Here is a 13,320-nt window from a genome sequence, read left to right as displayed (position 1 = left end):
CATCGCTACGCTATTGATAGCACACTGCGCTTGCTCAGCCTGCGCCAGAGGGTGATTTGGCCTTGAACCGGAGGGCTGACCTACGGGGAGCGCGCCGGTCTTGGGCCTGGGCACCCAGGCCCATTCCACTTAGGCCTGTTCCAGCATCGCCTGGCTGGAGGAGCCCGCCTGGGCCTGCTGCACCTTCATGGCCTTGCGCAGCGATACCGCGTCCTGCCGCGTGGCAGCGGACGTGCCGGCCGCGACGCGGAAGATCTGCACCGTCTCGGTCACGGTCTGCGCCTGGGTCTGCAGCTGCTGCGCGAGGCCGGCGCTGTGCTCGACCAGCGCCGCGTTCTGCTGGGTGATGGTGTCCAGGTGGGCCACGGCGGAATTGATCTGCGAGATGCCCGAGAGCTGTTCGTTGGCCGCGCTGTGGATCTCGCCGATCAGCGCGCTCATGTCGCGCACGAGTTCCAGCGATTCGCCCATGGTGGTCTGTGCGCCGTCGGTCTTGCGATGGCCTTCCTGCACCTTGGCGGCCGAATCGTCGATGAGCGCGCGGATTTCCTTGGCGGCCGTCTGCGTGCGGTGCGAGAGGCTGCGCACCTCCTGCGCCACCACGGCGAAGCCCCGGCCCTGCTCGCCGGCGCGGGCGGCTTCCACGGCGGCGTTCAGCGCCAGGATGTTGGTCTGGAAGGCGATGCTGTCGATGAGCTGGTGATCTCGCCGATGCGCCCCGACGCGGCCTGGATCTGCTTCATGGTGTCGGCCACGCTGTTGACGGCCTCGCTGGTGCGCTCGGCCACATCGGTCGCGCGGTTGGCCATCTGGCTGGCCTTGCTGGCAGATTCGGCCGTGAGCTTGACGGTGCCGGTGATCTCCTCCATCGACGCGGCCGTCTCCTCCAGGCTGCTGGCCTGGGTCTCGGTGCGGCTGGAGAGGTCGCGGTTGCCGCGCGCGATCTCCTGCGTGGCGTTGCGCATCTTCTCGCTCTCCTCGCGCGCGTCGCGCACGATGGACAGCAGGTTCACGTTGAGCTGGCTCAGCGCCTTCTGCAGATCGCCCATCAGGTCGGAATGCGTGACCTGCAGCGACTGCGTGAGGTCGCCGGCTGCCATGCGGTTGGCCGCACGCACCATCTGGCCCAGCGGCGCGACGGCGGCGCTGCTGATGTAGAAGGCCGCGCCCGCGGCCACGGCGAGCGCCGCCAGCCAGGCTGCCGCAGCCCCCATGCCCGACAGCGGCGTGCCGGCCAGCGAGGCCAGCAGGCAGGCCAGGAACACGGCCGCGCAGGCCATCCACACCTTGGTGCCCATGCCCAGCCGCAGGGCCTGCGCCACGCGCCCCAGCGGGGTGTTGCTCACCAGGCGGGCGGCCTGCAGCGCCAGCACCTGGCGGCCGGACTCCTTCTCGGCGCGCATGCGGGCGTAGAGCGCTTCCGCCGCCTGGATCTGCTCGCGCGTGGCCTCGGTGCGCACCGACATGTAGCCCACCGGACGGTCGCCCTCGATCAGCGGCGTGACGTTGGCCATCACCCAGTAGAAGTCGCCGTCCTTGCGCCGGTTCTTCACCGGGGCCGACCAGGGCAGGCCGGAAGAGATGGTGGCCCACATGTCGCGGAAGGCTTCCTCGGGCATGTCGGGGTGGCGAATCATGTTGTGCGGCTGGCCCAGCAATTCCTCGCGCGTGTAGCCGCTGACCTCGATGAACATCGGGTTGCAGTACAGCATGCGACCCTGCAGGTCGGTCGTGGAAACCAGGGTCTCTCCGCGAGGGAAGGGATATTCGCGGGTGGTAACGGGAAGGTTGACGCGCATGAGGTCCTCGATATGGCGGGTTCCACCGACCGGGGGTATGGGGATCGCCCACCCGCCAGCCGCACTTAATGTTTTATTTCACATTTTTTTCAAATGTTATTTCATATCCATCAAATCATCCAGAATTTCATCTGCTGGTAAACAGCATTCTCCAGAGCGCGAGCGGGCCCGCGAGACTGATTGGGTAGCGCTTGACCCACATCAAGAAAATGCGAAGACCGCGCGCAACGCAGGCCGCCTGGGCGCCCAAGGGCCCAGTGGAGAAGGAAACGCAGAAGGTATTCCCGGGCAGCGCCCGGCAGGCCAAGCGCTACAGATCGAGCCGGAAGCCCACGCCATAGACCGCGCGGATCGGATCGCAGTCCGCATCCACCTGGGCCAGCTTGCGGCGCAGGTTCTTGATGTGGCTGTCCACCGCCCGGTCGGTCACGGCGCGGTGGTCGTGGTGCAGCTTGGTCAGCAGCACGTCGCGCGAGAAGACATGCCCGGGCGCCGCGGCCAGGGTGCGCAGCAGGCGGAATTCGACGGGCGTCAGGTCCAGCAGCGCGCCGTGGAAGTAGGCGCGGTAGCTCTCCACGTCGATGCGCAGCACCGGCTCGCTCACGGGTGCGGGCGCGGCGGCCTGCGCCGGCACCAGCCGGCTGCGCCGCAGGATGGCCTTGACGCGCGCCACGATCTCGCGCGGGCTGAACGGCGTCTTGCAGATGTAGTCGTCGGCGCCCCACTCCAGGCCGGCCAGGCGGTCGGCCTCTTCCACGCGCGCGGTGAGCATGACGATGGGCACGTCGCTGAAGCCGCGCAGCTCGCGGCACACCTCCAGCCCATCGCGGCCGGGCAGCATCACGTCCAACAGCACCAGGTCGGGCGCGTGCTCGCGCACATGGGGCGCCACGGCGCGGCCATCGTCCAGCCAGTGCGGTTCGTGGCCGGCGGCGCGCAGGTAGTCCAGCAGCAGCGCGGCCATCTTGGGCTCATCCTCCACCACCAGGATGCGGGCCGGCGGCACGGCCTCGGCTGCGCGCTGCACCAAGGAACTCATGGCGCTTCCTCCATCGACGGGGGAAGGCTCGCACCCTGCGCGAGCGAATCGCCCACTGGCACCGGCAGCCACAGCAGCACGCACAGGCCGCCCAGCGGCGACTGCCGGGCTTCGATGCGGCCGCCATGGGCTTCGGCGATGCGGCGGCAGATGGCCAGGCCCAGGCCGGCGCCGCCGCTGGCGCGGTTGCGCGAGGCATCCACGCGGTAGAAGCGGTCGAAGAGGCGCGGCAGATGCTCGGGCGCCACGCCGGGGGCCGAATCGCTGAACGCCACCCGCACCCAGCCCGCGGCATCGCGCTCGGCCTCGATGCGCAGCGTGCCGCCGCCGTCGGTGTAGCGCACCGCGTTCTCCAGCAGGTTGCCGAAGAGCTGGTGCAGCCGCCGCCCGTCGCCCGCCACGGCCAGCGACTGCGCCGCCAGCCGCATCTCCAGCGCGATGCCGGCACTGGCCAGCCGCGAACGGTAGGCCGTGGCGCTGGCCTGCAGCAGCTCCGCCAGATCGAGCGGCACCAGCCGGAAGGTCATGGCGCCGGCTTCGGCCAGCGACAGGTCGTAGAGATCGCTCACCAGCTTGTTGAGCGTGGCGACCTCGGCCTGCAGCGAATGCACCGCCGCGCGGTTGAGCGGGCGCACGCCGTCTTCCATGGCCTCCAGCTCGCCGTGCAGCACGCCCAGCGGCGTGCGCAGCTCGTGCGATATGTCGGCCATGAAGTCGCGCCGCATCTGCTCGTTGCGCTCCAGGGTGACGGCCAGGCGGTTGAAGTCCGAGGCGAGCTGGCCGACCTCGCCGGCCGCCACCACCGGCACGCGGGTGGCATAGTCGCCCGCCGCCAGCCGGTGGGTGGCCGCCGCCACCGCCCGCAAGGGGCGCAGCAGCCGGCGCGCCGCCCAGAGCGCGATCAGCGCGGCCAGCAGCACGGAGACGGCGCCCATGGTCCAGCTGGCGCGGTACTGGCTGGCGGCGAAGCGCACGTCGCCCGCCGCGCTCACGCTTTCGAACGGCGCGGTGGTGATCCAGCCCACCGTGCGGCCGCCTACCTGCACCGACCAGCGGGGCGCATCGAGCCGGAAGCCCTCGTAGCCGACGACGAAATGCAGCTCGGCATCGAGCAGCGTGCTGCGCAGGGCCGCGCCGGTCAGGTCCGACAGCGGGCGCTGCGCGAGCACGGCCGCGGGGGAGGCATCGGCGTCGGCCACCGGGCGCAGCAGCTTGAACCAGCGCTTGCGGTCATCGCGCAGGAAGTCCCACTGCCCGCCGTTTTCGGCGTAGGCCTGCTCCAGCCGCGGGCGCACGGCCTGCAGGCGGTCGGCCGCCGCTTCGTTCAGATAGCCCAGGAAGCCGCGGCTGAAGCTCCACTGCGCCGCCGCGCCCATGGCCACGACCATGAAGATGGCCGTGCTGAGCACGGCCAGGAAGAGCTGCGCCGTGATGCCGGGCTGGAAGCGACGCCAGGGAAGTTGCACGGATACCTGTGGAGCGAGGGTGATGAAAAGGGTGCCGCCTGAGAACGTGTTCACGATCTCCCAGGGGTCGCGCAGGGATTAGATCACCCGCCGCGCCGCCCCGGGCGCACGACCCGGCGCGGCGCGGGGCGCTTCAACCTTTCTCCCACATTCGCCGGCAGAATGTTCCAAGTCTCCCCCAGCCCTCCGCCCTCCGGTTTGCGCCCGCACGATGAATCCGCCCCCTCGCCCCAGCAACCGCCCGTCTCCCGCATTCCCGCCCGCATCCGACCTCTTCGCCACCCCTGCCGCCGCGCCGCGCACCCGCCCGGGGCACGGCCTGCGCTGGCGGGCCGGCGCTGCGGCGCTGGTGGCGCTCGTCGCCTTGTCCGCCTGCTCCGACAAGGCCGCGCAGCAGCCTGCGGCGCGCGGGCCGGTGCAGGTCGGCGTGGTCACGCTGCAGCCGCAGCGGCAGACGGTCACCACCGAGCTGCCGGGCCGCACCACGGCCTACCTGAGCGCCGAGATCAGGCCCCAGGTGGGCGGCATCGTGCAAAAGCGGCTTTTCACGGAAGGCGCCTCGGTCAAGGCCGGGCAGGTGCTCTATCAGCTGGACGATGCGGGCTTCGCCGTGGCCCTGGCCAGCGCCGAGGCCGCCCAGGCCAAGGCCCGCTCGGCCGTCACCACGGCCGAAACCAATGCGCGGCGCAATGCCGAGCTGGTGAAGATCGACGCCATCAGCCGCCAGGTCTATGACGACAGCCAGGCCGCGCTCTCGCAGGCGCGTGCCGACCTGGGCGTGGCGGCGGCGGCGGTGGAGAACGCGCGCATCAACCTGGGCTACACCCGCATCAAGGCGCCCATCGGCGGGCGCACCACCACGTCCACGGTCACGCCGGGCGCGCTGGTCACGGCCAACCAGACGGGCGCGCTCACCACCATCTCGCAGATCGACCCGCTCTATGTGGATGTGACCCAGTCCACCACCGACGTGCTGCGCTTGAAGCGCGACATGGCGCAGGGCCGCTTCCAGCAGGCGGATGGCGGCAGCGCGCGCATCCAGCTGCTGCTGGAAGACGGCAGCACCTATCCGCATCCGGGCCGGCTGCAGTTCAGCGGCGTGAACGTGAACCCGACCACCGGCACCATCACGCTGCGCGCCGTAGTGCCCAACCCCGACGGCCTGCTGCTGCCCGGCATGTACGTGCGCGCCGTGCTGCAGGCCGGCGTGGATGAGCAGGCCCTGCTGGTGCCCCAGCAGGGCGTGTCGCGCGACACGGCCGGCAGCGCCAGCGTGCTGCTGGTGAATGCGCAGAGCAAGATCGAGCGCCGCCGCATCGAGGTGGGCTCCGCCGTGGGCAACCGCTGGCTGGTCACCCAGGGCCTCGCGGCCGGCGACCGCGTGGTGGTCGATGGCCTGCAGCGCGTGAAGCCGGGCGACGCCGCTGAGCCGGTGGAAGTGCAGATCAAGCCGCAGGCCGCGCAAGCCGCCCAAGCCGCACCAGCCTCGCAACCAGGCGGCGGCACGGCGGCAGCAGCCCCTGCCGCAGCCGCAGCGTCCGCGCCGGCCGTGGCCGCCTCGCGCTGACCGGGGAACGCGGCCCATGGCACAGTTCTTCATCAACCGGCCCATCTTCGCGTGGGTCATCGCCATCATCATCATGCTGGCGGGCGCGCTCTCCATCCGCAACCTGCCGCTGGAGCAGTACCCGGACATCGCCCCGCCGCGCGTGTCCATCAGCGCCACCTACACGGGCGCCTCGGCCAAGACGGTGGAGGATTCGGTCACCCAGGTGATCGAGCAGCAGCTCAAGGGGCTGGACAACCTCATCTACATGGGCTCGACCAGCGATGCCTCGGGCAACTCGCGCACCACGCTCACCTTCAACGCCGGCACCAACATCGACGTGGCCCAGGTGCAGGTGCAGAACAAGCTGCAGCAGGCCATGTCGCGCCTGCCGCCGGCCGTGCAGAGCCGCGGCGTCACGGTGACCAAGGGCGGCAACGACTACCTGATGGTCATCACCTTCACCTCGCCCGACCCGTCGGCCTCGCAGGTGGACATCGGCGACTACATCTCCAGCAACCTGGTGGACGTCATCAGCCGCATCGACGGCGTGGGCGACGTGGCCACGCTGGGCACGGGCTACGCCATGCGTGTGTGGATGGACCCGGCCAAGCTGGAGAAATACGGGCTCATGCCCTCCGACGTGGGCAGCGCGCTCAACTCGCAGAACGCCCAGGTCTCGGCCGGCCAGCTGGGCGCCCTGCCCGCCGTGGGCCAGCAGCAGCTCAACGCCACCATCACGGCGCGCAGCAAGCTGCAGAGCAAGGAGCAGTTCGAGAACATCGTGCTCAAGGTCGCCACCGACGGCGCCGTGGTGCGGCTGAAGGACGTGGCGCGCATCGAGCTGGGCGCGGACAACCTCACCATCACCACGCGCCTCAATGGCCAGCCCGGCGCGGGCATGGGCGTGGTGCTGGCCGACGGCGCCAACGCCATGGCGGTGGCCGAGGCGGTGAACGCCAAGATCGCCGAGCTGCAGCCCTTCTTCCCCTACGAGCTCAAGCCCTTCACCAGCTACGACACCACGCCCTTCGTCAAGGCCTCGATCGAAGAGGTCATCAAGGCCCTGGTGGAAGCCATGGCCCTGGTGGTGCTGGTGATGTATCTCTTCCTGCAGAACTTCCGCGCCACGCTGATCCCCGCGATCGCGGTGCCGGTGGTGCTGCTGGGCACCTTCGGCGTGCTGTCGGCCGCGGGCTATTCGATCAACACGCTGACCATGTTCGGCATGGTGCTGGCCATCGGCCTGCTGGTGGACGACGCCATCGTGGTGGTGGAGAACGTCGAGCGCGTGATGAGCGAGGAAGGCCTCTCCCCGAAGGAGGCCACGCGCAAGTCCATGGCCGAGATCACGCCGGCCCTGGTGGGCATCGCGCTCACGCTGTCGGCGGTGTTCATCCCCATGGCCTTCTTCGGCGGCTCCACGGGCGTGATCTACCGGCAGTTCTCCATCACCATCGTCTCGGCCATGGTGCTGTCGGTGCTGGTGGCGCTGACGCTCACGCCGGCGCTCTGCGCCACGCTGCTCAAGCCGATCCCCAAGGGCGCGCACAGCCCCCACGGGGCCGCGCCGCGGCGCGGGCTGATGGGCCTGACGGACCGTTTCTTCGACGGCTTCAACCGCCGCTTCGACCGCACGGCCGACGGCTACCAGCGCGGCGTGGGCCGCGTGGTGCGCCGGGGCGGCCGCATGATGGTCGTCTATGCGCTCATCGTGGGCGGCATGGCGGTGCTTTTCATGCGCCTGCCCACCTCGTTCCTGCCCAACGAAGACCAGGGCGCGGTGCAGATCCAGATCACGCTGCCGGCGGGCTCCTCCAACACGCGGCTGCAGGCCGTGATGGCCGAGGTGCAGAAATACTTCGCCGCCCAGCCCGACGTGGTGAGCTTCAACTCCATCACCGGCGCCAACGGCGACCAGAGCTCGGCGCGCGGCTTCGTGCGCCTGACCGACTGGAGCCAGCGCACCCGGCCCGAGCAGAGCGCCGACGCCATCGCCCGCAAGGCCACGCGCGACCTGCGCCAGATCCGCGATGCGCGCATCTTCGTGGTGCTGCCGCCGGCCGTGCGCGGCCTGGGCGCCAACGCGGGCTTCAACTTCCAGCTCAAGGACCTGAACGGACTGGGCCACGAGGCGCTGGTGGCCGCGCGCGACAAGGTGCTGGAGCTGGCCCGCGGCCGGCACGAGATCTCCAACCTGCGCTTCAACAACGCGGACGACACCTCGCAGCTGGGCGTGACCATCGACGACGCCAAGGCCGGCGCGCTGGGCCTGGCGACCGCCGACATCAACAGCACGCTCTCCAGCGCCATCGGCGGCACCTACGTGAACGACTTCCTCAACAAGGGCCGGGTCAAGCGCGTCTACATGCAGGGCGATGCGCCCTTCCGCATGCTGCCGCAGGACATCGGCCCCTGGACGGTGCGCAACAACCAGGGCCAGATGGTGCCGTTCTCGGCCTTCTCCAGCACCTACTGGACCTACGGCTCGCCCCAGCTGCAGCGCTACAACGGCAGCTCCAGCTATGAATTCGTGGGCGACGCGGCGCCGGGCGTGAGCTCCGGCGCGGCCATGGCGGCGGTGGAAGACATCATGAAGCAGATGCCCCCGGGCATCGGCTACGAATGGACCGGCGCCTCCTTCCAGGAACGGCTCTCGGGCTCGCAGGCGCCGGCGCTCTACGCCGTCTCCATCCTGTTCGTGTTCCTGTGCCTGGCGGCGCTCTACGAAAGCTGGTCGGTGCCGTTCTCGGTGATCCTGGTGGTGCCGCTGGGCATCGTGGGCGCGCTGCTGGGCATCGGCATCCGCGGGCTGTCGAACGACGTGTACTTCCAGGTGGGCCTGCTCACCACCGTGGGGCTGGCCTGCAAGAACGCCATCCTGATCGTGGAATTCGCCACCCAGCTGCAGGCCGCCGGCAAGAGCGTGATCGACGCCACGCTCGAAGCCGTGCGGCTGCGGCTGCGCCCCATCCTCATGACCTCGCTGGCCTTCGGCTTCGGCGTGCTGCCCCTGGCCATCGGCACGGGCGCGGGCGCCGGCGGGCGCCAGGCCATCGGCTCGGCCGTGCTGGGCGGCATGGTGGCCGCCACGGTGCTGGGCATCTTCTTCGTGCCGGTGTTCTTCGTGCTGATCCGCAGCTTCTTCGCCCGCGGCGCCGTGCGCGATGCCGGCAGCGCCCCGCCCTCCCACCCGGGCGCAGGCGACTCTTCTTCCGGAGCCTCCGCATGACGCGCATCTCGCTCCCCCCATCGCGCCGCGCGCTGCTGGCCTGCGCCGCCGCCGCGCTGCTGGCCGGCTGCGCCAATCTGGCGCCGCCCTATGCGCCGCCGGCCCTGCCGGTGCCCGCCACGCTGGAGGGCCAGGCCACGGCCGGCGCCTCCGCGACCTCAACCGCTGCGTCAACCGCTGCGGCCAGCGCATCGGCCGACGCTGCCGCGCAGGACGGCGCCCGCCTGCCGGCCTGGGAATCGTTCATCACCGACCCGCGCCTGCGCGACGTGGTCGGCCGCGCCCTGGCAGGGAACCGCGACCTGCGCGTGGCCCTGCTCGCCATCGAGCGCGCCCGCGCCCAGTACGGCGTGAGCCGCGCCGACCTGCTGCCCACCGTGGCCGCCACCGGCGGAGGCACACGCGCACGCACGGCCGACGACCTGACCGCCGCCGGCCGCAGCAACACCACGGGCCAATACAGCGCCCAGGTCGGCTTCGCGAGCTACGAGCTCGACTTCTTCGGCCGCGTGCGCAACCTGAACGACGCCGCGCTGCAGGAATTCCTGCGCGTGGGCGAGAACGCGCGCAGCCTGCGCCTGTCGCTCATCGCCGACGTGGCGGGCGCCTGGCTCACGCTCGATGCCGACGCGCGCCGCCTGCTGCTGGCCCGCGAAACGCTGCGCACGCGCGAGCAGTCGCTCGCCGTGTCGCGCCAGAGCCGCGAACGCGGCGCCACCTCGGGCCTGACACTGACCCAGACGCAGACCACGGTGGACAGCGCCCGCGCCGATGCCGCCGCCGCCGCCGCGCAGATCGCCAAGGACCGCAACGCCCTGCAATTGCTGGTCGGCGCGCCACTGCCCGAGACGCTGCTGCCGCCCAGCGCGGTGGAAGCCTTCGCCCTGGCTGCCACGCCCACCACCATGGAAGCGGCTGCCGGCGCGGCCCCATCGGCACAGGCCGGCAGCCCCGACGCCGCGCGCTGGCAGCGCCCCACGCTGGAAGCCGCCCCGCTGCTGGCCGTGCCCTCCGCCCTGCCCTCCAGCGTGCTGCTGCGCCGCCCGGACATCCAGGCCGCCGAACGGTCGCTGCAGGGCAGCTACGCCAGCATCGGTGCCGCGCGCGCCGCGTTCTTCCCGTCGATCACGCTCACGACCAGCGTCGGCACGGCCAGCAACGCGCTCTCGGGCCTCTTCGGATCGGGCAACAGCACCTGGAGCTTCGCGCCGCAGATCCGCCTGCCGATCTTCGACGCGGGCCGCAACCAGGCCAACCTGCGCGTGGCCGAAGTGGCCCGCGACACGGCGCTGGCGCAGTACGACAAGGCCGTGCAGACCGCCTTCCGCGAGGCGGCGGACGCCCTGGCCGACCGCGCCACGCTGCAGGAACGCCTGCAGGCGCAGGCATCGCTGGTCGCCAACACGCAGCGGGCGCTGGACCTGACCCTGGCGCGCTGGCGCCTGGGCGCCGACAGCTACCTCGCGGTGCTGGACGCGCAGCGCTCGCTCTACGCCGCGCAGCAGACGCTGATCGGCCTGCAGCTGACCGAGCAGACCAACCGCATCACGCTCTACAAGGTGCTGGGCGGCGCGGACTGAGCGCACCGCCGGGGTCACACGGCAGAACGCTGCGTCCAGCCTCTGTAGGCAGGGCCCAACAGCTGTCAATTCTTCACGATGTGAAAGTGACATATTGATACATTCGTGGCACCACGATCACATCGCCACGTTGCCATGAAGCTCTCCACGCGCATCGCTCTGGGCTACGCACTCATCGTTGCACTGCTCATCATCGTCTGCGGCTACTTCTCCCTGCGCATGAGCGGCCTGGCCGACGTGGCCGATGTCATCGCCAGCCAGCGGATCGTGCGCCTGGAACAGCTCCAGCTGCTGCGCAACAACTTCAACGCCCAGGGCCACCAGCTGCGCAACGTGCTCATCAGCCCGGACCGCGCCTTCCAGGACGCCGAGCTGAAGAAGGCGAACGCCATCAAGGCCGCCAACCAGAAGATCGTGGCGGACCTGCTGCTGGTCGAAACCGACGACGCCGAGCGCCGCCACCTGCAGGACATCGCCCGGCTGCTGGAGCCCTTCAACACCGAGATCGACAACACCGCCCGGCTGGCGCTGGCCGGCTCGCTGGACGACGCCCGCAAGAACCTGATCGGTCCGATGCGCGAACGCCAGATGCCGCTCGTCAAGGCGATGGACGACGGCGTGAAGCGGCAGGTGGAACTCTCCGCCTCGCTCGCGCAGGACGCGCGGCAGGACGCGCAGCGGACCGCCTGGCTGGCCCTGGCGCTGGGCGGGCTGGGCGCGCTGCTGGCCGCGGGCGCCGCCTGGGCCATCGTGCGCAGCGTCCGCCGCTCGCTGGGCGGCGAGCCCACCGAACTGGGCGGCGCGGCGCTGCAGGTCGCCCAAGGTGACCTGACACCGATCACCCTGCCGGCCTCCGCCCAGCCCGACAGCGTGCTCGCGCTGATCGCCTCCATGCAGCAAAGCCTGCACGGCATCGTCACCCAGGTGCAGCAGGCCTCCGACTCCATCTCCACCGGCGCCACGCAGATCGCCGCGGGCAGCTCCAACCTGAGCCAGCAGACCGAGCGCCAGGCGAGCGCGCTGGAGGAAACGGCAGCCACCATGGACGAGCTCACGCAGTCCGTGCGCTCGAACGCCGACCACACGCATGCCGCGAGCCGGCTGGCCGAAGACGCGGCCGAGGTGGCCCTCAAGGGCCGCAGCGCGGTATCGCGCGTCGTGGAAGCCATGCGCGACATCAACGGCAGCTCCAACCGCATCGGCGACATCATCGGCGTGATCGACGGCATCGCCTTCCAGACCAACATCCTGGCGCTGAACGCCGCCGTCGAGGCCGCCCGTGCCGGCGAGGAAGGCCGCGGCTTCGCCGTGGTGGCGTCGGAAGTGCGCAACCTGGCGCAGCGCAGCGCGGCCGCCGCCCGGGAGATCAAGGCGCTGATCCAGACCAGCCAGTCCCAGGTGGAGAGCGGCTCCACCATCGCGACCGAGTCCGGCGATGCGATGCAGGAGATCGAAACCGCCGTGCAGCGCATGGCCACCATGGTCAAGGAGATCGCCACGGCCACCGCGGAGCAGAGCACCGGCGTCGCGGCCGTGGGCAGCGCCATCGGCGAGCTGGACGACTCCACCCAGCGCAATGCGGCGCTGGCAGAAGAAAGCGCCGCGGCGGCGCACAGCCTGGAGCGCCAGGCCCGCACCCTCATGGATGCGGTTTCGATCTTCCGCCTGAACGGCAATGCCGCCCGGGGGGGCACCCCGGCGCACGGCTGAACGCGGGAGGTGGCTTCAGCGGCCGCCCGTGGTTACAGCCTCTAGGCGACCACCAGCCGCCCCACCTCGCGCTGCAGCAGCGCCAGCCCGGCCTGCGTGGAGGCGTGGCGGTTGGTGACCAGCACGTCCACGTCCTGCGCCGTGCAATAGGCCAGGCGGCTGGCCGCGCCGATCTTGGTGTGGTCGGCCAGCAGCGCCACCTGGTCCGCCTGCCGCACCATGGCCTGCGCCACGGCGGCCTCGTGGTGTTCGTAGCTGCTCGCGCCCTGCTGCACGCACAGGCCCACGGGCGAGAGCATGGCGATGTCGGCCCGGAAGCGGTGGATCTCGCCCACCGTGGCCTCGCCGAAGGTGGCCTGCACGTCGGCGCGGGGCTCGCCGCCCAGCAGCACCACGCGGTGGCCCCCGCTGCCGTCCGGGGAGGCGAGCGTCAGCGCGATGGCGATGGAATTGGTGACCACGGTCAGGCCCTTCAGGGAACGCAGCTCCTGCGCGAAGCAGTGCATGGTGCTGCCCGCGTCCATGAACAGCGTCTGCCCGGGCGAGACCAGCCGCAGCGCGGCCTTGGCGATGGCGCGCTTTTCCCGCTCGCGCAGCCGCTGGCGTTCGGCATAGGGGGCCTCGGGCATCACGGGGTTGAGGGCCACGGCGCCGCCGTGCACCCGGCGCAGCGCGCCACGGGATTCGAGCGCCAGGATGTCGCGGCGCGCGGTTTCGCGGGAGATGTCCAGTTCCTGGGCGATCCGTTCGGTGCTCACGCGCACGTCGGTGGCCAGCAGGGATTCGATGCGCAGCAGGCGCTCCTCTTGCAGCATGGCGGGTTCAGGGCTCCTGGCGGGGATGGAACGAAGGGGTGCGGAATGCAGGGGTGGAACGGCCGCCGGGGGCTGCTGCCATGCAGGAGCCCCCGGCGACGCGAACGCGCCCTCATCGTGCCACGGCGGCGCG

The 13,320-nt window shown here is 70.8% G+C and carries 7 protein-coding genes and 1 pseudogene; 4 read left to right on the top strand and 4 right to left on the bottom strand.

The annotated features are described in order from the left end of the window. Positions 1 to 129 precede the first annotated feature (129 nt). The 3 genes and pseudogenes from BM070_RS12780 to baeS form a co-directional block, all read right to left on the bottom strand. Positions 130 to 1,799 (bottom strand): annotated as a pseudogene (locus BM070_RS12780) (methyl-accepting chemotaxis protein). Between the two features lie 310 nt (positions 1,800 to 2,109). Then, positions 2,110 to 2,838 (bottom strand): response regulator, encoded by a 729-nt coding sequence (locus BM070_RS12775; protein WP_092939786.1) that lies wholly within the window; start codon positions 2,836 to 2,838, stop codon positions 2,110 to 2,112. After that, the gene (gene baeS, locus BM070_RS12770; RefSeq protein WP_245785201.1) at positions 2,835 to 4,304 is read right to left on the bottom strand and encodes a sensor histidine kinase efflux regulator BaeS; all 1,470 of its coding nucleotides are present in this window, start codon (positions 4,302 to 4,304) and stop codon (positions 2,835 to 2,837) included. Before baeS ends, BM070_RS12775 begins: the two co-directional genes overlap by 4 nt. A gap of 211 nt (positions 4,305 to 4,515) precedes the next feature. Between baeS and BM070_RS12765 the strand changes: the two genes are divergently transcribed. From BM070_RS12765 to BM070_RS12750, 4 genes are all read left to right on the top strand, one after another. After that, positions 4,516 to 5,871: an efflux RND transporter periplasmic adaptor subunit gene (locus BM070_RS12765; RefSeq protein WP_092939785.1), complete on the top strand. Its 1,356-nt coding sequence runs from the start codon at positions 4,516 to 4,518 to the stop codon at positions 5,869 to 5,871. Between the two features lie 16 nt (positions 5,872 to 5,887). Further along, positions 5,888 to 9,082 (top strand): efflux RND transporter permease subunit, encoded by a 3,195-nt coding sequence (locus tag BM070_RS12760; protein WP_139222822.1) that lies wholly within the window; start codon positions 5,888 to 5,890, stop codon positions 9,080 to 9,082. After that, entirely contained in the window at positions 9,079 to 10,662 is a 1,584-nt protein-coding gene (locus BM070_RS12755; RefSeq protein ID WP_092939784.1) for an efflux transporter outer membrane subunit, read from the top strand. Before BM070_RS12760 ends, BM070_RS12755 begins: the two co-directional genes overlap by 4 nt. A gap of 135 nt (positions 10,663 to 10,797) precedes the next feature. Continuing rightward, positions 10,798 to 12,372 (top strand): methyl-accepting chemotaxis protein, encoded by a 1,575-nt coding sequence (locus BM070_RS12750; RefSeq protein ID WP_092939783.1) that lies wholly within the window; start codon positions 10,798 to 10,800, stop codon positions 12,370 to 12,372. Between the two features lie 41 nt (positions 12,373 to 12,413). Here BM070_RS12750 and BM070_RS12745 read toward each other — a convergent pair whose 3' ends face one another. After that, positions 12,414 to 13,187, bottom strand: coding sequence for a DeoR/GlpR family DNA-binding transcription regulator (locus tag BM070_RS12745; RefSeq protein WP_092939782.1), 774 nt, complete (start codon positions 13,185 to 13,187; stop codon positions 12,414 to 12,416). Positions 13,188 to 13,320 lie beyond the last annotated feature (133 nt).

Origin of the sequence: Paracidovorax wautersii, from assembly GCF_900113035.1 — a bacterium.
GTDB classification, from domain to species: domain Bacteria; phylum Pseudomonadota; class Gammaproteobacteria; order Burkholderiales; family Burkholderiaceae_C; genus Paracidovorax; species Paracidovorax wautersii.
This window is presented reverse-complemented; position numbering and strand designations above follow the sequence as displayed.

What these genes read in the sequence shown, in the direction of transcription:
- BM070_RS12775 (WP_092939786.1), bottom strand. Translation starts at nt 2,838, where the DNA reads ATGAGTTCCTTGGTGCAGCGCGCAGCCGAGGCCGTGCCGCCGGCCCGC.
- BM070_RS12765 (WP_092939785.1), top strand. Translation starts at nt 4,516, where the DNA reads ATGAATCCGCCCCCTCGCCCCAGCAACCGCCCGTCTCCCGCATTCCCG.
- BM070_RS12760 (WP_139222822.1), top strand. Translation starts at nt 5,888, where the DNA reads ATGGCACAGTTCTTCATCAACCGGCCCATCTTCGCGTGGGTCATCGCC.
- BM070_RS12755 (WP_092939784.1), top strand. Translation starts at nt 9,079, where the DNA reads ATGACGCGCATCTCGCTCCCCCCATCGCGCCGCGCGCTGCTGGCCTGC.
- BM070_RS12750 (WP_092939783.1), top strand. Translation starts at nt 10,798, where the DNA reads ATGAAGCTCTCCACGCGCATCGCTCTGGGCTACGCACTCATCGTTGCA.
- BM070_RS12745 (WP_092939782.1), bottom strand. Translation starts at nt 13,187, where the DNA reads ATGCTGCAAGAGGAGCGCCTGCTGCGCATCGAATCCCTGCTGGCCACC.